This is a genomic window from Streptomyces mirabilis (genome assembly GCF_018310535.1).
GTDB lineage: Bacteria > Actinomycetota > Actinomycetes > Streptomycetales > Streptomycetaceae > Streptomyces.
Genome location: NZ_CP074102.1, coordinates 197,608 through 219,703, shown reverse-complemented (window position 1 = coordinate 219,703; position 22,096 = coordinate 197,608). Strand labels below are relative to the sequence as shown.

Below are 22,096 nucleotides of genomic sequence, written 5' to 3'. Positions count from 1 at the left end.
GCGTCGGCACTCAGGGAGTGAGTTCGCTGTCGACCGCCATCCTCACCGGCCAGCCGGTCCCCGGATCGTCGCTCGAGGGCGATCTGCGGTCGCTCGGCTTCGACGTGCGGCTCGCCGGCGAAGCCGGTGACGCCGAGACACTGCTGGCCGCCGTACCGGCGGACCAGCGCGTCGCCGTCGTCGACGCCCGCTTCGTGGGGCACCTGCACGCCCTGCGCCTCGGCCTCACGGACCCGCGGTTCGCGGCCTCCGCGCTGCCCGGTGCCGTATCGGTGCAGCCCGAGGCCCGCCGGGCGCTGACCCGTGCCGTGGCCCGTGAGAGCTCCGCCTCCGGCAGCCTCGCCGTCGCCACCGACAACCTCGCCGAGCGGCTCACCGCGGCCCTCGACGCGGACGGCGTCGCCGTGTTCCGCCCCGAGCTCGGCACGCTCGTCGCCGCGGTCCCCACCGACCCGCAGGAGCGCAACGAGGCCCGGCAGGCCGTCTCCGCCGTGGACGACGAGGCCGTACGCCTGCGCAGCGCGGTGAAGGCCCGCGACGGCTTCTTCACCACGTACTGCATCAGCCCGTACTCGCGCTACATCGCCCGCTGGTGCGCCCGCCGCGGCCTGACCCCGAACCAGGTCACCACCGCCTCCCTGCTCACCGCGCTGATCGCCGCGGGCTGCGCCGCCACCGGCACCCGCGCCGGATTCGTCGCGGCCGGGCTGCTGCTCCTGTTCTCCTTCGTCCTGGACTGCACGGACGGGCAGCTCGCCCGCTACTCGCTCCAGTACTCGACGCTCGGCGCCTGGCTGGACGCGACCTTCGACCGTGCCAAGGAGTACGCCTACTACGCGGGCCTCGCCCTCGGAGCCGCCCGCGGCGGCGACGACGTATGGGCCCTCGCGCTCGGCGCGATGATCCTGCAGACCTGCCGGCACGTCGTGGACTTCTCCTTCAACGAGGCGAACCACGACGCCACCGCCAACACCAGCCCCACCGCCGCCCTCTCGGACAAGCTCGACAGCGTCGGCTGGACGGTCTGGGTGCGCCGGATGATAGTCCTGCCCATCGGTGAACGATGGGCGATGATCGCCGTCCTCACGGCGCTGACGACCCCCCGCATCACCTTCTACGCACTGCTCGTCGGCTGCGCGTTCGCCGCGACGTACACCACGGCGGGCCGCGTACTGCGCTCGCTCACCCGCAAGGCCCGGCGCACGGACCGGGCGGCGCAGGCGCTGGCGGATCTCGCGGACAGCGGACCGCTCGTCGAACTGCTGGTGCGCTTGGCGCGCGGCACGGTCCGTATCGCGGCGCCGGTCAGTGCCGCCGTCGGCGGCGTCCTCGTGGTGACCTCGGCCCTGCTCTGGGGCGCGGGCTGGCAGACCGTCCTGTGCGCCGTCGGCTACGTGCTCCTGTCCGCCCTCGCCGTCGTCCGCCCCCTCAAGGGTGCCCTCGACTGGCTGGTGCCCCCCTTCTTCCGCGCCGCCGAATACCTCACCGTTCTGGTACTGGCGGCCAAAGCCGATGTGAACGGGGCACTTCCCGCGGCTTTCGGCCTGGTGGCCGCCGTCGCCTACCATCACTACGACACGGTGTACCGCATCCGCGGCAACGCCGGAGCCCCCCCGCACTGGCTGGTGCGGGCGATCGGCGGGCACGAAGGCAGGACGCTGCTGGTCACCGTCCTGGCCGCGCTGCTCGCCGCCGCACAGTTCAAGGTCGCGCTCACGGCGCTCGCCGTGGCCGTGGCGCTGCTGGTGCTCGTCGAGAGCATCCGCTTCTGGGTGTCCTCCGGGGCCCCCGCCGTACACGATGAAGGAGAACCCGCATGATCGGCCTCGTGCTGGCGGCCGGCGCCGGACGGCGTCTGCGTCCCTACACCGACAGCCTCCCAAAGGCTCTCGTGCCGGTGGGCCCCGCGGGCGTAGAGGACAGCATCACGGTCCTGGACCTGACCCTCGGCAACTTCGCCGAGATCGGTCTGACCGAGGTCGGGATCATCGTCGGCTACCGCAAGGAAGCCGTGTACGACCGCAAGGACGCCCTGGAGGCCAAGTACGGCCTCAAGATCACCCTCATCGACAACGACAAGGCCGAGGAGTGGAACAACGCCTACTCCCTGTGGTGCGGCCGTGACGCCCTCAAGGACGGTGTGATCCTCGCCAACGGCGACACCGTGCACCCGGTCTCCGTCGAGAAGACGCTGCTGGCCGCCCGCGGCGACGGCAAGCGCATCATCCTCGCCCTCGACACGGTGAAGAAGCTCGCCGACGAGGAGATGAAGGTCGTCGTGGACCCCGACAAGGGCGTCCGGAAGATCACCAAGCTGATGGAGCCCACCGAGGCCACCGGCGAGTACATCGGCGTCACCCTCATCGAGGGCGACGCCGCCGCCGACCTGGCCGACGCCCTGAAGACGGTGTGGGAGACGGACCCGCAGCAGTTCTACGAGCACGGCTACCAGGAGCTCGTCAACCGCGGCTTCAAGATCGACGTGGCGCCGATCGGTGACGTCAAGTGGGTCGAGATCGACAACCACGACGACCTCGCCAAGGGACGGGAGATCGCGTGCCAGTACTGACAAGGCTCATTCCCTCGCCAGTCGTCGTCGACATCCGCCCGGGTGCCCTGGACGACCTGGCGAGCGTGCTCTCCGACCAGCGGATCTCGCACTCCGGGAAGCTGGCCGTCGCGGTGAGCAACGGCTCCGGCGCGAGGCTGCGCGAGCGGATCGCCCCGGCGCTGCCGGGCGCCACCTGGTACGAGGTCGGCGGCGGCACCCTCGACGACGCGATCCGGCTGGCCGGTGCCATCAAGGCCGGGCACTACGACGCGGTCGTGGGCCTGGGCGGCGGCAAGATCATCGACTGCGCGAAGTTCGCCGCGGCGCGCGTCGGGCTCCCGCTGGTCGCCGTGCCCACCAACCTCGCGCACGACGGCCTGTGCTCGCCCGTCGCGACCCTCGACAACGACGCGGGCCGTGGCTCCTACGGTGTGCCGAACCCGATCGCGGTCGTCATCGACCTCGATGTGATCCGCGACGCGCCCGTACGGTTCGTGCGCTCCGGCATCGGCGACGCCGTCTCCAACATCTCCGCGATCGCGGACTGGGAGCTGGCCAACCGTGTCAACGGCGAGAAGATCGACGGTCTCGCGGCCGCGATGGCACGCCAGGCCGGAGAGGCCGTACTGCGCCACCCCGGCGGCATCGGCGACAACGACTTCCTTCAGGTGCTCGCCGAGGCACTGGTCCTCAGCGGGATCGCCATGTCGGTGTCGGGCGACTCACGGCCCTCGTCGGGCGCCTGCCACGAGATCAACCACGCCTTCGACCTCCTCTTCCCCAAGCGCGCGGCGAGCCACGGCGAGCAGTGCGGTCTGGGCGCGGCCTTCGCGATGTACCTGCGGGGGGCGCACGAGCAGTCGGCGTACATGGCCGAGGTGCTGCACCGGCACGGGCTGCCGGTACTGCCCGAGGAGATCGGGTTCACCGTGGACGAGTTCGTGCAGGTCGTGGAGTTCGCTCCACAGACCCGGCCGGGCCGCTACACGATCCTCGAACACCTCGACCTGAAAACCAACCAGATCAAGGACATCTACTCCGACTATGCCAAGGCCATCAGTAGCTGAACTCCGCCCCGTCGTTCATCCCGCAGGGGTGAAGGACCGGCGCAGCGGTGAGCATTGGGCGGGACGCCTGTACATGCGAGAGATCTCGCTGCGCTGCGACCGCTACCTGGTGAACACCAGGATCACGCCCAACCAGCTCACGTACCTGATGACTGTCTTCGGCGTGCTCGCCGCCCCGGCCCTGCTGGTGCCGGGCATCCCGGGCGCCGTGCTCGGTGTGATCATGGTCCAGCTCTACCTGCTGCTCGACTGTGTCGACGGTGAGATAGCGCGCTGGAAGAAGCAGTTCTCGCTCGGCGGGGTCTACCTGGACCGGGTCGGTGCCTATCTGACCGACGCCGCGGTACTCGTCGGCTTCGGCCTGCGCGCCGCCGACCCCTGGGGTTCCGGGCGGATCGACTGGCTCTGGGCCTTCCTCGGCACCCTGGCGGCCCTCGGCGCGATCCTGATCAAGGCCGAGACCGACCTCGTCGGCGTCGCCCGCCACCAGGGCGGGCTGCCGCCGGTCAAGGAGTCGGCGTCCGAGCCGCGCTCCTCCGGCATGGCGCTGGCCCGCAAGGCCGCCGCCGCGCTGAAGTTCCACCGGCTGGTCCTCGGGATCGAGGCGTCCCTGCTGATCCTGGTGCTGGCCATCGTGGACTCGGTGCGCGGGGACCTGTTCTTCACCCGCCTCGGCGTCGCGGTCCTGGCCGGCATCGCCATCCTCCAGACCGTGCTGCACCTCGTGTCCATCCTCGCCTCCAGCAGGCTGAAGTGAGTACGGCGATGAAGGTCGGCGCGGTCATCATCACGATGGGCAACCGCCCCGACGAACTCCGAGCCCTGCTGGACTCCGTCGCCAAGCAGGACGGCGACCGGGTCGAGGTGGTCGTGGTCGGCAACGGCTCGCCCGTCCCGGACGTCCCCGGCAGCGTGCGCACCGTCGAGCTGCCCGAGAACCTCGGCATACCCGGCGGCCGCAACGTGGGCATCGAGGCCTTCGGCCCCGGTGGCACGGACGTCGACATCCTGCTCTTCCTCGACGACGACGGCCTCCTCGCCACCCACGACACCGCCGAGCTGTGCCGCCGGGCCTTCGCGGCCGACCCCGAGCTCGGCATCATCAGCTTCCGGATCGCGGACCCCGAGACCAAGGAGACCCAGCGCCGCCACGTACCGCGGCTGCGCGCCTCCGACCCGATGCGCTCCTCACGCGTGACCACCTTCCTCGGCGGCGCCAACGCGGTCCGTACGAAGGTGTTCGCCGAGGTCGGCGGACTTCCGGACGAGTTCTTCTACGCCCACGAGGAAACCGACCTGGCATGGCGGGCCCTCGACTCGGGCTGGATGATCGACTACCGGTCCGACATGGTGCTGTACCACCCCACGACCGCCCCTTCGCGGCATGCGGTGTACCACCGCATGGTGGCCCGCAACCGCGTCTGGCTCGCGCGCCGAAACCTTCCCGCGCCGCTCGTCCCCGTCTACCTCGGCGTCTGGATGCTCCTGACCCTGGCCCGCCGTCCCTCGGGACCTGCCCTGAAGGCGTGGTTCGGCGGTTTCAAGGAGGGCTGGACCAGTTCCTGCGGGCCCCGGCGTCCCATGAAGTGGCGTACGGTGTGGCGGCTGACGCGCCTCGGTCGTCCTCCTGTCATCTGACAAGCGGCTACACCATCTGACAAGCTCGTTCCCGGGAGCACGTTCGCCGTACTGCGGTCCCGTGCCTCCAGCCCCTGCCCCACCAGGCCGTGCGCATCATGAAGACGAAAGTTTCCATTTGTGAGTGAGACAACGCATGACGGAACTGTCGCGGTGAGCGACCGTCCGTCCCCCGATGACGGGTTCTCCGCGGCCGACCTGGCCGCCAAGTACGGGCTCGCGGTCAGCGGCGCCCGGCCCGGACTCGTCGAGTACGTGCGTCAGCTGTGGGGGCGGCGGCATTTCATCCTTGCCTTCTCGCAGGCGAAACTCACCGCGCAGTACAGCCAGGCCAAGCTCGGCCAGCTGTGGCAGGTGGCGACGCCGCTGCTGAACGCGGCCGTGTACTACTTCATCTTCGGCGTGATCCTCAAGGCCAGCCGGGGCATGTCGCACGACACCTACATTCCGTTCCTGGTGACCGGTGTCTTCGTCTTCACCTTCACGCAGAGCTCGATCATGGCGGGCGTCCGCGCGATCTCCGGGAACCTGGGGCTGGTGCGCGCGCTGCATTTCCCGCGCGCCTCGCTGCCCATCTCCTTCGCGCTCCAGCAACTCCAGCAGCTGCTGTTCTCGATGATCGTGCTGTTCGTCGTGGTGATCGGTTTCGGCAGCGCGCCAGGTCTGTCCTGGCTGCTGATCGTCCCGGTGCTGGTGCTGCAGTTCCTCTTCAACACCGGCCTCGCGCTGATCGTGGCGCGCCTGGGCGCCAAGACGCCGGACCTCGCCCAGCTGATGCCGTTCATCCTGCGCACCTGGATGTACACCTCGGGCGTCATGTTCTCCATCAGCAACATGCTCGTCGGACGGCCCGAGTGGTTCATCCGCGCGCTCCAGGTGAACCCGGCCGCGATCTACATGGACCTGATGCGCTTCGCCCTCATCGACGGTTACGGCGCCTCCCACCTGCCGCCCCATGTGTGGGCCATCGCCACCTTCTGGGCCGTGGTCGCCGCCGCCGGCGGGTTCGTGTACTTCTGGAAGGCGGAAGAGAGGTACGGCCGTGGCTGAGCAGACATCCCACATCCCGACCGTCATCGCGGACGAGCTGCACATCGTCTACCGCGTGAACGGCGCCAAGACCGGCAAGGGCAGCGCCACCGCCGCTCTCAGCCGCATCATCAAGCGCGGCGAGGAGCGGGGCGTACGCAAGGTGCACGCCGTCAAGGGCGTCTCCTTCACGGCCTACCGCGGCGAGGCCATCGGCCTGATCGGCTCCAACGGCTCCGGCAAGTCCACGCTCCTGCGCGCCATCGCCGGTCTGCTGCCCGCCGAGAAGGGCAAGGTCTACACCGACGGCCAGCCCTCGCTGCTCGGCGTGAACGCGGCCCTGATGAACGACCTCACGGGCGAACGCAACGTCATATTGGGCGGGCTCGCGATGGGCATGTCCCGCGAGCAGATCAGGGAGCGCTACCAGGAGATCGTCGACTTCTCGGGCATCAACGAGAAGGGCGACTTCATCACCCTGCCGATGCGCACCTACTCCTCCGGCATGGCGGCGCGGCTGCGCTTCTCCATCGCGGCCGCCAAGGACCACGACGTCCTCATGATCGACGAGGCTCTCGCCACCGGAGACCGTTCCTTCCAGAGGCGCTCCGAGGAGCGGATCCGTGAGCTGCGCAAGAGCGCGGGCACGGTGTTTCTGGTCAGCCACAACAACAAGTCGATCCGCGACACCTGCGACCGCGTGCTCTGGCTGGAGCGCGGTGAGCTGCGGATGGACGGACCGACCGAAGAGGTCCTCAAGGAGTACGAGAAGTTCACGGGCAAGTAGCCCGCAACGCCCGCAATGCCCAGGGCCCCGCCGCAACGGTTCGGCGGGGCCCTGCGTCTGCAAAGGAAACGCCAACTCCTGCTGGCCTTAGGAATCTTGACACCAATCGGTGTGTTGTTGTGATGTGCGGGACACCCCGACGAACCTCGCTGCGTTGTACAACGTAAGCTGTACCGGTGCTGAATCGCGGCAAGTGGGGCGATACTGCGCGACACCCGGCACCGGCGCGCCGCGCGGAGTCCCGGGCGGCGTGTCCGAAATGGGCACTATTGGGTCGGCAGTGTAGAACGGGAGATGTGACGGCAATGGCTACGGAAACTCTCCAGCTCCGCGACGCGTGTGCCGTCCCCGCGCCGGGCGGCGAGCGGTGACCCAAGCCGGTACGGCGCGCACTGGTGAGACGGAGCGCGGAACGCTCGACAAGGCCGCGGGCGAGAACTTCCCCGTGGCTCCCTTCTTCCTGCCCCAGGCCTGGCGCGACGATCTGATGGCCGTCTACGGCTTCGCCCGCCTCGTCGACGACATCGGTGACGGTGACCTCGCCCCGGGTGGCGCGGACGCCAGGCTGCTCGGCGTGTCGCCCGAAGAGGCCGAGGACCGTCTCGTACTCCTGGACGCCTTCGAGGCCGACCTGCGGCGCGTGTTCGACTCGACGCCGCACCACCCGCTGCTGCGCCGCCTGCAGCCCACGGTCCGCCGCGCGGACCTCACCCCCGAACCCTTCCTCGGGCTGATCGCGGCCAACCGCCAGGACCAGCTGATCAAGCGGTACGAGACCTATGACGACCTCGTGTCTTACTGCGAGCTGTCCGCCAACCCCGTCGGCCGCCTGGTGCTGTCCGTCACCGGCACCTCCACGCCCGAGCGGATTCGCCGCTCGGACGCGGTGTGCACGGCGCTGCAGATCGTCGAGCACCTCCAGGACGTCGCAGAGGACCTCGGCCGCGACCGCATTTACCTGCCGGCCGAGGACATGAAGCGCTTCCATGTCCAGGAGGCGGATCTCGCCATGGCCACAGCAGGCGCATCGGTGCGCGCGCTGGTTGCATACGAAGCAGAACGCGCGCTCCACCTCCTGAATGAAGGCACCCCCCTCGTGGGTAGCGTCCACGGCAGGTTGAAGCTGCTGCTCGCGGGGTTCGTGGCAGGGGGAAGGGCGACGATCCGTGCGATCGCCGCCGCTGAATACGACGTACTTCCCGGCCCGCCCAAGCCCGGCAAGCTCCAGTTGCTGCGCGAGGTGGGAGTGACTCTGCGAGGAGAGGGGTGATCCGGACCGTGGAGTCGGAACAACACGTGTCCGCACCGGTACTCGCCGCTTACAGCTACTGCGAGGCAGTGACCGGTCAGCAGGCTCGTAATTTCGCCTATGGCATCAGACTTCTGCCGACGCCCAAGCGTCGTGCGATGTCGGCGCTCTACGCGTTCTCACGGCGTGTCGACGACATCGGCGACGGCGCGCTGGCGCCGGATGTGAAGGCGGCGCGGCTCGAGGACACCCGGGCGCTGCTCGCCCGGGTCCGCGAGGGCCGGGTCGACGAGGACGACACCGATCCGGTCGCGGTCGCCCTCAGCCACACCGCCGCGTACTTCCCGGTGCCGCTGGGCGGCCTCGACGAACTCATCGACGGCGTCCTGATGGACGTACGCGGTGAGACGTACGAGACCTGGGACGACCTGAAGGTCTACTGCCGGTGCGTGGCCGGGGCGATCGGGCGGCTCTCGCTCGGTGTGTTCGGTACGGAACCGGGGGCGCGCGGCGCCGAGCGCGCGCCGGAGTATGCGGACACGCTCGGGCTCGCGCTCCAGCTCACCAACATCCTGCGGGACGTACGGGAGGACGCCGCGAGCGGGCGCATCTATCTGCCCGCCGACGACCTCGCGAAGTTCGGCTGCTCGGCCGGGTTCAACGGCCCGACCCCGCCCGAGGGCTCCGACTTCGCGGGCCTCGTCCACTTCGAGGTGCGACGGGCCCGCACCCTTTTCGCCGAGGGCTACCGGCTGCTGCCCATGCTCGACCGGCGCAGCGGCGCCTGTGTCGCGGCCATGGCCGGCATCTACCGGCGGCTCCTCGACCGCATCGAGCGCGAGCCGGAGGCCGTGCTGCGCGGCCGCGTCTCGTTGCCGGGGCGCGAGAAGGCGTATGTCGCCGTGCGCGGCCTCTCCGGTCTGGACGCCCGGCATGTTTCGCGGCGTACCGTCAGGAGGCGTACCTGATGGACAATATGGGCCAAGGTGATTCCATCGGCGAAAAGCGGCACGCAACCCTCCGGCACCGGGTGGCGTCCCTGACTGCGATGGCCTGCCGTGCACCGTTCAATCACCGCGGCACGGCCGCTGGGGAGGGTGCACGATGAGCGAGGACACGCAGCCCGCGGGGACTTCGGGCCGCCCTGAAGGGGCTGCCGCCGTGGTGGTCGGCGGCGGGCTGGCGGGAATCACCGCCGCGCTCGCGCTGGCCGACGCCGGGGTACGTGTCACCCTGCTCGAAGGCCGGCCGCGGCTCGGCGGGCTCGCCTTCTCCTTCCAGCGCGGCGAACTCACCGTGGACAACGGACAGCATGTGTATCTGCGCTGCTGCACCGCCTACCGCTGGTTCCTCGACCGCATCGACGGGGCCTCTCTCGCGCCTCTGCAGGATCGTCTCGACGTGCCGGTTCTCGACGCCGAGGCGAAACCCGGGCGGCGGCTCGGCAGAATCGGCCGCAGCGCGCTGCCCGTACCGCTGCATCTCGCGCGCAGCCTGGCGACGTATCAGCATCTGTCGCTCGCTGAGCGCGCCAAGGTCGGCCGTGCCGCACTGGCGCTCAAAGCGCTCGATCTCGACGATCCGGCCCTCGACGACCAGAACTTCGGCCAATGGCTCGCCGAACACGGTCAGTCGGAGCGTGCCGTCGAGGCACTGTGGGACCTGGTGGGGGTCGCCACCCTCAACGCGGTGGCCGGCGACTCCTCGCTCGGGCTCGCCGCGATGGTGTTCAAGACCGGTCTGCTGTCCGACCCGGGCGCGGCCGACATCGGCTGGGCCCGCGTCCCGCTGGGCGAACTGCACGACACACTGGCCCGCAAGGCGCTCGACTCCGCGGGCGTGCGTACCGAAGTCCGTACACGCGTCACCTCCATCTCCCTTAACGAGAACGGGCGTTGGAGCGTTCAGGTTCCCGGCGAGACGCTCGAGGCCGACACCGTCGTCCTCGCCGTACCCCAGCGCGAGGCCCACGATCTGCTGCCCGAGGGAGCGCTCGACGCCCCCGAACGGCTGCTGGAGATCGGCACCGCGCCGATCCTCAACATCCATGTCGTCTACGACCGGAAGGTGCTCGCGCGACCGTTCTTCGCCGCCCTCGGCTCCCCGGTGCAGTGGGTCTTCGACCGCACCGACGCGTCTGGACTGCGGGAAGGGCAGTATCTCGCCCTGTCGCAGTCGGCCGCCCAGGACGAGATCGACGAACCCGTCGCCGTCCTGCGTGAGCGCTATCTGCCGGAGCTGGAGCGGCTGCTGCCCGCCGCGCGCGGCGCGGAGGTGAAGGACTTCTTCGTGACCAGGGAGCGCACCGCGACGTTCGCCCCCACCCCAGGCGTCGGGCGGCTGCGGCCCGGCGTCCGCACCAGAGCCCCCGGCCTGTATCTGGCCGGCGCGTGGACCGCCACCGGGTGGCCCGCGACCATGGAGAGTGCGGTCCGCAGCGGTGTCGGTGCGGCGCGAGCCGCACTCGGCGCCCTGGGCCGGCCCCGCGACCACCTCCTCGCGTTCGAGGAGGCGGCCTGATGCTCGACGAGCGCGCGGCAGACCCCCGCACCCCCGGTACCGCAACAAGAGGAGAGACTGTGCCCACTGTGCCCCCGGCCGACAAGGCTGCCGACGCGGTGGACGTGACCGCGCTCCTGGAGCGCGGCCGGACCCTGGCCACACCGGTGCTGAAGGCGGCCGTCGACCGCCTGGCGTCGCCCATGGACACCGTCGCCGCCTACCACTTCGGCTGGATCGACGCCCAGGGCAACCCCGCGGACGGCGACGGCGGCAAGGCCGTGCGCCCCGCGCTGGCCGTGCTCTCCGCGCAGGCCGCCGGTGCCGCCCCCGAGGTCGGCGTGCCCGGCGCGGTCGCGGTCGAGCTGGTGCACAACTTCTCGCTGCTGCACGACGACCTGATGGACGGCGACGAACAGCGCCGCCACCGCGACACCGTCTGGAAGGTGCACGGCCCCGCCCAGGCGATCCTCGTCGGCGACGCCCTGTTCGCGCTGGCCAACGAGATCCTCCTCGAACTCGGCACCGTCGAGGCCGGCCGCGCCACCCGCCGGCTGACCAGCGCGACCCGCGCCCTCATCGACGGTCAGGCGCAGGACATCTCCTACGAGCACCGTGACCGCGTCAGCGTCGAGGAGTGCCTGGAGATGGAGGGCAACAAGACGGGCGCCCTGCTCGCCTGCGCCTGCTCCATCGGCGCGGTCCTCGGCGGCGCGGACGACCGTACCGCTGACACGCTGGAGAAGTACGGCTACCACCTCGGCCTGGCCTTCCAGGCCGTCGACGACCTCCTCGGCATCTGGGGCGACCCGGAGGCCACCGGCAAGCAGACCTGGAGCGATCTGCGCCAGCGCAAGAAGTCCCTGCCGGTCGTGGCCGCGCTCGCCGCGGGCGGGCCCGCCTCCGAGCGGCTCGGTGAGCTGCTCGCCGAGGACGCCAAGGCCAGCGACTTCGAGAACTTCTCCGAGGAGGAGTTCGCCGTGCGCGCCGCGCTCATCGAGGAGGCGGGCGGCCGCGAGTGGACCGCCCAGGAGGCTCGCCGCCAGCACACCATCGCCATCGAAGCCCTGGACGCCGTGGAGATGCCCGACCAGGTGCGGGCCCAGCTCGTGGCGCTCGCCGACTTCGTCGTCGTACGGAAGAGATGATCACTATCGGTCGAATAAACCTCGCGTAGTCGCCGGCCGGTGCCGCGGGACAACGACGCACCGGCCGACGGCGGACCCAGCAGAGACGTACCACTGCACGAAGGGGAAGCCATGACAGCGACGACCGACGGAAGCACCGGGGCACTGCCGCCCCGCGCTGCCGCGGCCAGCGAAATCCACCCAGAGACGACTCCCGTGGCGGCCGGGGCAGTCGAGACCCGAGACGTCGCCACGCACGCCATACAGCGCGCCACCGATTTCCTGCTCTCGCGGCAGGACGCGGAGGGCTGGTGGAAGGGCGACCTCGAGACGAACGTCACGATGGACGCCGAGGACCTGCTCCTCCGTCAGTTCCTGGGAATCCGCGACGAGACGACCACACGCGCCGCCGGACTGTTCATCCGCGGCGAGCAGCGCGAGGACGGCACCTGGGCCACCTTCTACGGCGGCCCAGGCGAACTCTCCACCACCATCGAGGCGTACGTCGCCCTGCGGCTGGCCGGGGACGGCCCGGACGAGCCGCACATGGCGAGGGCGGCCGCCTGGATCCGCGAGCGGGGCGGCATCGCCTCGGCCCGCGTCTTCACCCGGATCTGGCTCGCTCTGTTCGGCTGGTGGAAGTGGGACGACCTGCCCGAACTCCCTCCGGAACTCATCTACTTCCCGAAGTGGATGCCGCTCAACATCTACGACTTCGGCTGCTGGGCGCGGCAGACGATCGTGCCGCTGACCATCGTCTCGGCGAAGCGCCCGGTGCGACCCGCGCCGTTCCCGCTCGACGAGCTGCACACCGACGCCCGCGACCCCAACCCGGTCAAACCCCTTGCTCCCGTGGCGAGTTGGGACGGGGTCTTCCAGCGTCTCGACAAGGCCCTGCACCAGTACCGCAAGGTCGTCCCACGTCGGCTGCGCCGGGCCGCGATGAACACGGCGGCGCGCTGGATCATCGAACGGCAGGAGAACGACGGCTGCTGGGGCGGCATCCAGCCACCCGCGGTGTACTCGGTCATCGCGCTGCACCTGCTCGGCTACGACCTCCAACACCCCGTGATGCGTGAGGGGTTGGCGTCGCTGGACCGGTTCGCCGTCTGGCGCGAGGACGGGGCCCGGATGATCGAGGCCTGTCAGTCGCCGGTCTGGGACACCTGCCTCGCCACCATCGCGCTCGCCGACGCGGGTCTGCCCGCCGACCATCCGCAGCTGGTGAAGGCCGCGGACTGGATGCTCGGTGAGGAGATCGTGCGGCCCGGGGACTGGGCGGTGAAGCGGCCCCACCTTCCGCCCGGGGGTTGGGCCTTCGAGTTCCACAACGACAACTACCCCGACATCGACGACACCGCCGAGGTCGCCCTCGCGCTGCGCCGCGTCCGCCACCACGACCCGGAGCGCGTCGAGCACGCCATCGGGCGCGGGGTGCGCTGGAACCTCGGCATGCAGTCCAAGGACGGCGGCTGGGGCGCCTTCGACGTCGACAACACCAGCGCCTTCCCCAACCGGCTCCCGTTCTGCGACTTCGGGGAGGTCATCGACCCGCCGTCCGCCGACGTCACCGCTCATGTGGTGGAGATGCTCGCGGTCGAGGGGCTCTCGCACGACCCGCGCACCCGCCGGGGCATCGAGTGGCTGCTCGCCCACCAGGAGCCGGACGGCTCGTGGTTCGGCCGCTGGGGCGTCAACTACGTCTACGGAACGGGGTCGGTGCTCCCGGCGCTCGTGGCCGCCGGACTGCCCGCCTCGCATCCGGCGATCCGCCGGGCCGTCGCCTGGCTGGAAACCGTCCAGAACGACGACGGCGGCTGGGGTGAGGACCTGCGCTCCTACCACGAGGTCGCCGAGTGGAGCGGACGCGGCGCCTCGACCGCCTCTCAGACCGGCTGGGCGCTGCTCGCCCTGCTGGCCGCGGGGGAGCGGGACTCCAAGGCGGTGGAACGCGGGATCGCCTGGCTCGCGGAGACCCAGCTGGCGGACGGCTCCTGGGACGAGCCGTACTTCACCGGCACCGGGTTCCCGTGGGACTTCTCGATCAACTACCACCTCTACCGGCAGGTCTTCCCGCTCACCGCGCTCGGCCGCTATGTCCACGGCGAACCGAGCTTCGTACACGGCGAGTCGTTCGCCGAGGTCAAGGGGGGTTGATGAGCACGAAGCCCGATCCGGCCCCGCTGCTGATCGCCTGCGCGCTCGGCATCGAGCATCTCGCCCTGCGCAGCGGCGACCGTAGCGGGGCCGACGGGCCCGTCACCGTGCTGCGCACCGGCATGGGTCCCAAGGCAGCCGAACGCTCTCTCACCCGGGTCCTGGCCGACCCGGCGCTGAGTGAGGCCGCCGTCCTGGCCACGGGCTTCTGCGCGGGGCTTGCCCCGGGCATGCACCCCGGTGACCTGGTGGTCGCCGAGGAGACCCGGGACCCACGCGGCAGCATTCCGTGCGTGGGCACCGAACTGCTCGTCAAGGAACTCGTGCGCACCGTGCCCGGGCGCACCGTCCACACCGGGCCACTCACCGGCTCCGATCACGTCGTCCGAGGTCACGAGCGGTCGGAACTGCTCGCGACCGGCGCGATCGCGGTCGACATGGAATCCGCGGCCACGCTCCACAGCGCCGTACGTGCGGGCGTGCGCCCGGTTGCGGCCGTACGGGTGGTCGTGGACGCTCCAGAACATGAACTCGTCCGAATCGGCACAGTACGCGGTGGAATATCAGCTTTCCGTGTTCTTCGTGCCGTCCTTCCCGCTTTCTTTGAATGGCACCGTTCTTTGTTGCTCCCCCGGAGGTGAGCCAGATGGCCATGCCGCTTCGGCAGTCCATGAAGGTCGCTGCGTACCTGTTTGAACAGAAGCTCAGGAAGCGGGACAAGTTCGCGCTGCTGGTCGAGTTGGAACCCCTCTTCGCCTGCAACCTCAAATGCGAGGGCTGCGGCAAGATCCAGCACCCGGCGGGGGTGCTCAAGCAGCGCATGCCCGTTGCCCAGGCCGTGGGCGCGGTCCTCGAATCCGGCGCGCCGATGGTGTCCATCGCCGGCGGCGAGCCGCTGATGCACCCGCAGATCGACGAGATCGTGCGGCAGTTGGTGGCCAAGAAGAAATTCGTCTTCCTGTGCACGAACGCGCTGTTGATGCGCAAGAAGATGGACAAGTTCAAGCCCTCGCCGTATTTCGCCTGGGCCGTGCACATCGACGGGCTGCGCGAGCGGCACGACGAGTCGGTGGCCAAGGAAGGCACCTTCGACGAGGCGGTCGCGGCCATCAAGGAGGCCAAGCGGCGCGGCTTCCGGGTCACCACCAACTCGACCTTCTTCAACACCGACACCCCGCAGACCGTCATCGAGGTCCTCAACTTCCTCAATGACGACCTGAAGGTGGACGAGATGATGCTCTCGCCCGCCTACGCCTACGAGAAGGCACCCGACCAGGAGCACTTCCTCGGCGTCCAGCAGACCCGGGAGCTGTTCAAGAAGGCCTTCTCGGGCGGCAACCGCCGCCGCTGGCGGCTCAACCAGAGCCCGCTCTTCCTGGACTTCCTGGAAGGCAAGGTCGACTTCCCGTGCACCGCATGGGCGATCCCCAGCTACTCGCTCTTCGGCTGGCAGCGACCCTGCTACCTGATGAGCGACGGGTACGTGCAGACGTACAAGCAGCTCCTGGAGGACACCGACTGGGACTCCTACGGGCGCGGGAAGGACGAGCGGTGCGCGAACTGCATGGCGCACTGCGGCTACGAACCGACCGCCGTCCTCGCCACGATGGGCTCCCTCAAGGAGTCGCTGCGCGCCGCCCGCGAGACCTTCACGGAAAGCCGCGGGTGACGACATGACCGCCGTTTCCTTGGGCCTCCCCGAGGTGCCGGTCCGACCGATCGCCGAACGCCGTGTGTCGCGGCGGATCCAGGTCGGAACGGTGGCGGTCGGGGGCGGAGCACCCGTTTCGGTGCAGTCGATGACGACGACGCGTACGTCGGACATCGGTGCCACCCTGCAGCAGATCGCGGAACTCACCGCGTCCGGCTGCCAGATCGTGCGCGTCGCCTGTCCCACGCAGGACGACGCGGACGCCCTCGCGACCATCGCCCGCAAGTCCCAGATCCCGGTGATCGCGGACATCCACTTCCAGCCCAAGTACGTGTTCGCGGCCATCGACGCGGGCTGCGCCGCGGTGCGGGTGAACCCGGGCAACATCAAGCAGTTCGACGACAAGGTCCGCGAGATCGCACGGGCCGCCTCGGACGCCGGGACGCCGATCCGGATCGGGGTCAACGCCGGGTCGCTCGACCGGCGGCTGCTGCAGAAGTACGGCAAGGCGACCCCCGAGGCGCTGGTCGAGTCGGCGCTGTGGGAGGCGTCCCTCTTCGAGGAACACGGGTTCCGGGACATCAAGATCTCGGTGAAACACAACGACCCGGTGGTGATGGTCAACGCGTACCGGCAGCTGGCGGCCCAGTGCGACTACCCGCTGCACCTCGGTGTGACGGAGGCCGGTCCGGCGTTCCAGGGCACGATCAAGTCCGCCGTCGCCTTCGGGGCACTGCTCAGCGCGGGCATCGGGGACACCATCCGGGTCTCCCTGAGCGCCCCGCCCGCAGAGGAGGTCAAGGTCGGCCTCCAGATCCTTGAGTCGTTGAACCTGAAGCAGCGCCGCCTGGAGATCGTCTCGTGTCCGTCCTGCGGACGCGCCCAGGTCGACGTCTACAAGCTGGCCGACGAGGTCACGGCCGGTCTGGAGGGGATGGAGGTCCCGTTGCGCGTAGCGGTCATGGGCTGCGTCGTCAACGGCCCCGGCGAGGCGCGGGAGGCGGACCTGGGGGTCGCCTCCGGCAACGGCAAGGGGCAGATCTTCGTCAAGGGCGAGGTCATCAAGACCGTGCCCGAGTCGAAGATCGTCGAGACCCTCATCGAGGAAGCGATGAAGATCGCCGAGCAGATGGAGCAGGACGGCGTCGCCTCCGGCGAACCCGCCGTCACCGTGAGCTGATCAGCACGGACCGAGAGGGGGCCCGAGCGTGACGATTCTGGAGAGCATCCGGGGACCACGCGACCTGAAGGCGCTGGCCGAGGCGGACGTCGGTGAACTGGCGGATGAGATCAGGGAGTTCCTGGTGCACGCGGTCGCCAGGACCGGCGGTCACCTCGGACCCAATCTGGGGGTGGTGGAACTGTCCATCGCGCTCCACCGGGTTTTCGAGTCACCCGTCGACCGCATCCTGTGGGACACCGGCCACCAGAGCTACGTACACAAGCTGCTGACGGGACGCCAGGACTTCTCCAAGCTGCGCGGAAAGGGTGGCCTGTCCGGCTATCCCTCGCGCGAGGAGTCCGAGCACGACATCATCGAGAACAGCCACGCCTCCACGGCGCTCGGCTGGGCGGACGGGCTCGCCAAGGCCCGCCAGGTGCAGGGCGAGAAGGGCCATGTCGTCGCGGTCATCGGCGACGGCGCGCTGACCGGCGGCATGGCGTGGGAGGCGCTGAACAACATCGCAGCCGCCAAGGACCGCCCGCTGATCATCGTCGTCAACGACAACGAACGCTCGTACGCGCCGACCATCGGTGGCCTCGCCAACCACCTCGCGACCCTGCGGACGACCGACAGTTATGAGAAGGTCCTCGCCTGGGGCAAGGACGTACTGCTGCGCACCCCCGTCGTCGGACACACCCTCTACGAGTCGCTGCACGGTGCGAAGAAGGGGTTCAAGGACGCCTTCGCGCCGCAGGGCATGTTCGAGGACCTGGGGCTCAAGTACGTCGGGCCGATCGACGGGCACGACGTCGGGGCCGTGGAGTCCGCGCTGCGCCGCGCGAAACGTTTCCACGGGCCGGTGCTGGTGCACTGCCTGACCGAGAAGGGGCGCGGTTACGAGCCGGCGCTCGCGCACGAGGAGGACCACTTCCACACGGTCGGTGTGATGGACCCGCTGACGTGCGAGCCGCTCGCGCCCTCGGGCGGCCCGTCCTGGACCTCGGTGTTCGGGGACGAGATCCTTCGGATCGGCGAGGAGCGGGACGATGTCGTGGCGATCACGGCGGCCATGCTGCACCCGGTGGGGCTCGGGAAGTTCGCCGAGCGGTTCCCCGACCGGGTGTGGGACGTAGGGATCGCCGAACAGCACGCCACGGTGTCGGCGGCCGGGCTCGCCACCGGCGGTCTCCACCCGGTCGTCGCCGTCTACGCGACCTTCCTCAACCGGGCCTTCGACCAGCTCCTCATGGACGTCGCGCTGCACCGCTGCGGAGTGACCTTCGTGCTGGACCGGGCGGGGGTCACCGGCGTCGACGGGGCCTCGCACAACGGGATGTGGGACATGTCGATCCTGCAGGTCGTGCCCGGCCTGAGGATCGCCGCGCCGCGCGACGCCGACCAGCTGCGGGCGCAGTTGCGGGAGGCGGTCGCCGTCGACGACGCGCCGACGCTGATCCGCTTCCCGAAGGAGTCGGTGGGTCCCGCGATCCCGGCGGTCGACCACCTGGGCGGACTCGACGTCCTGCACCGCTCCGACGACACCCCGCAGGTCCTCCTGGTCGCCGTCGGCGTGATGGCGCCGGTCTGCCTCCAGGCGGCCGACCTGCTGGAGGCCCGTGGCGTCGGGTGCACGGTCGTCGACCCGCGCTGGGTCAAACCCGTCGACCCGGCGCTGCCCGGCCTCGCCGCCGAGCACCGGCTCGTCGCGGTCGTCGAGGACAACAGCCGGGCGGCCGGCGTCGGCGCCGCGGTCGCGCTGGCGCTCGGGGACGCCGAGGTCGACGTGCCCGTACGGCGCTTCGGCATCCCGGAGCAGTTCCTCGCGCACGCCAAGCGCGGGGAGGTGCTGGCCGACATAGGTCTCACGCCCGTCGAGATCGCCGGGCGGATCAGCGCCGGTCTGGCCGTCAAGGACGCGCTGTCGAAGGACGCGCCGTCCGAGGAAGAGTTGTCCAAGGAGAAACAGGAATGACCGACCCTGTGGAGAAGGGGGAGTTCGACCTCGGCGCGCTCCTCGCCGCGCGCGGAGCCGAGCGCTACGAGCTGCACACCAAGTACCTGAACCACCAGCTCCCGCGCATGCTGCACACCATCGGCTTCGACAAGGTGTACGAGCGGGCCGAGGGCGCGCACTTCTGGGACGCGGACGGCAACGACTACCTGGACATGCTCGCCGGGTTCGGGGTGATGGGCCTGGGCCGCCACCACCCCGTCGTACGCAAGACGCTGCACGACGTCCTGGACGCCTCGCTCGCCGACCTCACCCGCTTCGACTGCCAGCCGCTGCCCGGGCTCCTCGCCGAGAGGCTGCTCGCCCACAGTCCCCACCTGGACCGGGTGTTCTTCGGCAACAGCGGTACGGAGGCGGTGGAGACCGCGCTCAAGTTCGCCCGGTACGCCACCGGGAGGCCGAGGATCCTCTACTGCTCCCACGCCTTCCACGGGCTGACCACCGGCTCGCTGTCCGTCAACGGCGAGGACGGCTTCCGCGACGGCTTCGCCCCGCTGCTGCCCGACACCGCCGTTCCGCTCGGTGACCTGGACGCTCTGGCCCGGGAGCTGAAGAAGGGCGATGTCGCCGGGCTGATCGTCGAGCCCATCCAGGGCAAGGGTGTGCACGAGGCCCCGCCCGGGTATCTGCGTGCCGCGCAGGAACTGCTGCACCGGCACAAGGCGTTGCTCATCGCGGACGAGGTGCAGACGGGTCTCGGGCGGACCGGGGACTTCTACGCGTACCAGCACGAGGAGGGCGTCGAACCGGACCTGGTGTGCGTGGCGAAGGCGCTGTCCGGCGGCTATGTGCCGGTCGGCGCGACGCTCGGCAAGGACTGGATCTTCAAGAAGGTCTACTCGTCCATGGACCGGGTCCTCGTCCACTCGGCGAGCTTCGGCTCGAACGCTCAGGCCATGGCGGCGGGCCTCGCCGTGCTCTCCGTGATGGAGAACGAACAGATCGTCGCGAACGCCCGGGCCACGGGAGAACAGCTCAAGTCCCGGCTCGCGGCGCTCATCGACAAGTACGAGCTGCTGAGCGACGTACGCGGCCGGGGCCTGATGATCGGCATCGAGTTCGGCCGGCCCAAGTCGCTCAAGCTGCGCAGTCGTTGGACCATGCTCCAGGCCGCGCGCAAGGGCCTGTTCGCGCAGATGGTCGTCGTCCCGCTGCTCCAGCGGCACCGCATCCTCACCCAGGTCTCCGGCGACCACCTGGAGGTGATCAAGCTGATCCCGCCGCTGATCATCGGCGAACGGGACGTGGACCGGTTCGTGGAGGCCTTCACCGCCGTGATGGAAGACGCGCACAGCGGCGGCGGTCTGATGTGGGACTTCGGAAAAACCCTGGTCAAGCAGGCGGTCGCCAACCGCTAGCCCTGCGGCACGAAGGGGCGGGGCGGGCTCGCACCACGGGCCCGCCTTCACCGGGACGAATGGTTTGCCTCTGAGGCAAGAAACTTGCCCGAGAGGCAACAGTGCGGCTCAATAGAGGGCATGAGCCCTGTCGAGTCGGGGGCGGCCGCCACACCGCCGGAGTCCGCAGCAGCCGAGGCGCTGCCCGCCGTCGCACCGCAGCTGCGTGCGCTGCGCCGCCGAGCCTCGCTGACCCTGGAGGCCGCGGCCGGCGCCGCCGGCCTTTCGGCCGCCCACCTCTCCCGACTGGAGACGGGGCAGCGCCAGCCCTCGCTGCCGATGCTGCTCGCACTCGCTCGTATCTACGGTACGACGGTCTCCGAACTGCTGGGTGAGACGGTCGCCGAACGGGACGCGATCGTCCGGGCCGCCGACATGGAGCCGACGAAGGCGGGCGGCTGGACCTACTGGCAGGCCGGTGCCCCGGGCCGCGGAATGCAGGCCCTGCGGGTGCACGTCCCCTACGGCTCGCAGGGCGACATCGTGCGCGTCCACCCCGGCGAGGAGTGGCTCTACGTCCTTCAGGGGCGGCTGCGGCTGCGCCTCGGGGACACCGCCCAGGTGCTCGCGCCCGGGGACAGCGCGCACTTCGACTCGCTGACCCCGCACCGCATCGCGGCCGCCGATCAGTCGGGGGCCGAACTCCTCTTCGTACACACCCTGCTGCAGAGCCCCACCGCCGCGCTGTGCCTCGGCCCGGCGGCAGGGCACCCGACCATGGGAGAGCTGTCATGACGGAATCCACGGAATACACGCAACCCACGGAGCCCACGGAATCCGCCGCCCCCGTCACTCGGCGGCGCATGGTCGAGAAGTTCCCCCGCGCCCTGTGGGTACGCCTCATCATCTACATCGCCGTCGGCCACCTCTTCGCGGCCTTCATCTATCTGCTGTTCGAGCTGGGCGGGCAGAACCAGTAGCCCAGGGTTCAGTCCCTCGGGGTTCAGTCCAGCAGGCGCTCGCGCAGCCGCTCCCGCTGCTCGGGCGTGACCCCCAGCCCCCGCTCCAGGTAGGGGGCGATGCCACCCCAGGTATCCTCGATCGTCTCGAAGGCCGCGGTCAGATACTCGGCGCGGGCGTCGAACAGAGGGCTGAGCAGCTCCATGACCTCGGGGGAGCGGGCCGTTTCCGAGGAGCCGTTGCGGCGCACCTTGTAGCGACGGTGCGTCGCGTTCGACTCCAGGTAGTCCGCCACGATCGCGTCGCGTTCGACGTCGAGGGCGAGGAGTGTCACGGCTATGGAGAGGCCCGCGCGGTCCTTGCCCGCCGCGCAGTGCATCAGCGCGGGCACGCTGTCCTCGGCCAGCGCGTGCAGCACGTGCGAGTGCTCGGCCGTGCGCTCCTTGACGATCGTGCGGTAGGAACCGATCATCCGGTTCGCCGCCTTGCCGTCGCCGAGGTGCCCGCGCAGCTGTTCCACGTCGCCGTCGCGGACCATCTTCCAGAACTCGCTGCCGTCGGCAGGGTCGGTGAGCGGAAGGTTCACGTTCCGTACACCCGGCAGCTCGACGTCCGGCCCCTCCAGCTTCTGGTCCGAGGCATTGCGGAAGTCGAAGATCGTGTGCAGCCCGAGGGAGGAGAGGAAGGTGGCGTCCTCGTCCGTGGCGTGCGCGAGATGACCACTGCGGAACAGCTGTCCGTAGCGCACCCGCCGGCCGTCCACGGTGGGCAGGCCGCCCACGTCTCGGAAGTTGCGCACTCCGGCCAGCTCCGGCTCGGTCGACGGGACCTGCTGCGTCACGGGGGCTCCTCCCATTGGACCGCCGGC

Annotated in this window: 21 protein-coding genes; 20 read left to right on the top strand and 1 reads right to left on the bottom strand. The window is 69.9% G+C overall.

Annotated elements, in window-relative coordinates; genetic code table 11:
* Positions 1 to 26 precede the first annotated feature (26 nt).
* From SMIR_RS00940 to SMIR_RS00850, 20 genes are all read left to right on the top strand, one after another.
* Entirely contained in the window at positions 27 to 1,820 is a 1,794-nt protein-coding gene (locus SMIR_RS00940) for a DUF5941 domain-containing protein (RefSeq protein WP_168501469.1), read from the top strand.
* Entirely contained in the window at positions 1,817 to 2,569 is a 753-nt protein-coding gene (locus tag SMIR_RS00935; protein WP_168498202.1) for a phosphocholine cytidylyltransferase family protein, read from the top strand. Before SMIR_RS00940 ends, SMIR_RS00935 begins: the two co-directional genes overlap by 4 nt.
* Positions 2,557 to 3,618 (top strand): iron-containing alcohol dehydrogenase family protein, encoded by a 1,062-nt coding sequence (locus tag SMIR_RS00930; RefSeq protein ID WP_168498204.1) that lies wholly within the window; start codon positions 2,557 to 2,559, stop codon positions 3,616 to 3,618. Before SMIR_RS00935 ends, SMIR_RS00930 begins: the two co-directional genes overlap by 13 nt.
* Positions 3,596 to 4,375, top strand: coding sequence for a CDP-alcohol phosphatidyltransferase family protein (locus tag SMIR_RS00925; RefSeq protein WP_168498206.1), 780 nt, complete (start codon positions 3,596 to 3,598; stop codon positions 4,373 to 4,375). The genes SMIR_RS00930 and SMIR_RS00925 overlap by 23 nt, the downstream gene beginning before the upstream one ends.
* 8 nt (positions 4,376 to 4,383) lie before the next feature.
* Positions 4,384 to 5,256 (top strand): glycosyltransferase family 2 protein, encoded by an 873-nt coding sequence (locus tag SMIR_RS00920; protein WP_422664502.1) that lies wholly within the window; start codon positions 4,384 to 4,386, stop codon positions 5,254 to 5,256.
* A 120-nt stretch (positions 5,257 to 5,376) separates the two neighbouring features.
* Positions 5,377 to 6,306 carry an ABC transporter permease gene (locus SMIR_RS00915; protein ID WP_168498210.1) on the top strand — a complete coding sequence of 310 codons (930 nt, stop codon included), beginning with the start codon at positions 5,377 to 5,379 and terminating at the stop codon, positions 6,304 to 6,306.
* A complete protein-coding gene (locus SMIR_RS00910; protein WP_422664383.1) occupies positions 6,212 to 7,072 on the top strand; it encodes an ABC transporter ATP-binding protein in 861 nt (286 codons plus the stop codon). Before SMIR_RS00915 ends, SMIR_RS00910 begins: the two co-directional genes overlap by 95 nt.
* Positions 7,073 to 7,439: 367 nt before the next feature.
* Positions 7,440 to 8,342 carry a squalene synthase HpnC gene (gene hpnC, locus SMIR_RS00905; RefSeq protein ID WP_212726310.1) on the top strand — a complete coding sequence of 301 codons (903 nt, stop codon included), beginning with the start codon at positions 7,440 to 7,442 and terminating at the stop codon, positions 8,340 to 8,342.
* Positions 8,339 to 9,289 (top strand): presqualene diphosphate synthase HpnD, encoded by a 951-nt coding sequence (gene hpnD / locus SMIR_RS00900; protein WP_168498216.1) that lies wholly within the window; start codon positions 8,339 to 8,341, stop codon positions 9,287 to 9,289. The genes hpnC and hpnD overlap by 4 nt, the downstream gene beginning before the upstream one ends.
* Positions 9,289 to 9,429, top strand: coding sequence for a DUF6380 family protein (locus tag SMIR_RS44755; RefSeq protein ID WP_382119283.1), 141 nt, complete (start codon positions 9,289 to 9,291; stop codon positions 9,427 to 9,429). The genes hpnD and SMIR_RS44755 overlap by 1 nt, the downstream gene beginning before the upstream one ends.
* Positions 9,426 to 10,841, top strand: coding sequence for a hydroxysqualene dehydroxylase HpnE (gene hpnE / locus SMIR_RS00895; RefSeq protein WP_212726309.1), 1,416 nt, complete (start codon positions 9,426 to 9,428; stop codon positions 10,839 to 10,841). Before SMIR_RS44755 ends, hpnE begins: the two co-directional genes overlap by 4 nt.
* Positions 10,841 to 11,968 carry a polyprenyl synthetase family protein gene (locus SMIR_RS00890; RefSeq protein WP_079064752.1) on the top strand — a complete coding sequence of 376 codons (1,128 nt, stop codon included), beginning with the start codon at positions 10,841 to 10,843 and terminating at the stop codon, positions 11,966 to 11,968. The genes hpnE and SMIR_RS00890 overlap by 1 nt, the downstream gene beginning before the upstream one ends.
* Positions 11,969 to 12,079: 111 nt before the next feature.
* A complete protein-coding gene (gene shc, locus SMIR_RS00885) occupies positions 12,080 to 14,104 on the top strand; it encodes a squalene--hopene cyclase (protein ID WP_168498218.1) in 2,025 nt (674 codons plus the stop codon).
* Complete coding sequence (locus SMIR_RS00880; protein WP_168498220.1) at positions 14,104 to 14,745, top strand: phosphorylase family protein; 642 nt, start codon at positions 14,104 to 14,106, stop codon at positions 14,743 to 14,745. The genes shc and SMIR_RS00880 overlap by 1 nt, the downstream gene beginning before the upstream one ends.
* Before the next feature lie 5 nt (positions 14,746 to 14,750).
* A complete protein-coding gene (gene hpnH / locus SMIR_RS00875) occupies positions 14,751 to 15,773 on the top strand; it encodes an adenosyl-hopene transferase HpnH (RefSeq protein ID WP_075030350.1) in 1,023 nt (340 codons plus the stop codon).
* A 4-nt stretch (positions 15,774 to 15,777) separates the two neighbouring features.
* The gene (gene ispG / locus SMIR_RS00870; protein ID WP_168498222.1) at positions 15,778 to 16,935 is read left to right on the top strand and encodes a flavodoxin-dependent (E)-4-hydroxy-3-methylbut-2-enyl-diphosphate synthase; all 1,158 of its coding nucleotides are present in this window, start codon (positions 15,778 to 15,780) and stop codon (positions 16,933 to 16,935) included.
* A 28-nt stretch (positions 16,936 to 16,963) separates the two neighbouring features.
* Positions 16,964 to 18,892 carry a 1-deoxy-D-xylulose-5-phosphate synthase gene (dxs, locus tag SMIR_RS00865; protein ID WP_168498224.1) on the top strand — a complete coding sequence of 643 codons (1,929 nt, stop codon included), beginning with the start codon at positions 16,964 to 16,966 and terminating at the stop codon, positions 18,890 to 18,892.
* Complete coding sequence (locus SMIR_RS00860) at positions 18,889 to 20,289, top strand: aspartate aminotransferase family protein (protein ID WP_168498226.1); 1,401 nt, start codon at positions 18,889 to 18,891, stop codon at positions 20,287 to 20,289. The genes dxs and SMIR_RS00860 overlap by 4 nt, the downstream gene beginning before the upstream one ends.
* Positions 20,290 to 20,409: 120 nt before the next feature.
* Positions 20,410 to 21,063 (top strand): helix-turn-helix domain-containing protein, encoded by a 654-nt coding sequence (locus tag SMIR_RS00855; protein ID WP_212726308.1) that lies wholly within the window; start codon positions 20,410 to 20,412, stop codon positions 21,061 to 21,063.
* A gap of 68 nt (positions 21,064 to 21,131) precedes the next feature.
* Entirely contained in the window at positions 21,132 to 21,248 is a 117-nt protein-coding gene (locus SMIR_RS00850) for a DUF6126 family protein (protein ID WP_101403940.1), read from the top strand.
* Between the two features lie 23 nt (positions 21,249 to 21,271).
* Here the strand turns inward: SMIR_RS00850 and SMIR_RS00845 are convergent, their stop codons facing one another.
* The gene (locus SMIR_RS00845; RefSeq protein ID WP_212726307.1) at positions 21,272 to 22,069 is read right to left on the bottom strand and encodes a tyrosine-protein phosphatase; all 798 of its coding nucleotides are present in this window, start codon (positions 22,067 to 22,069) and stop codon (positions 21,272 to 21,274) included.
* Between the last annotated feature and the right edge of the window lie 27 nt (positions 22,070 to 22,096).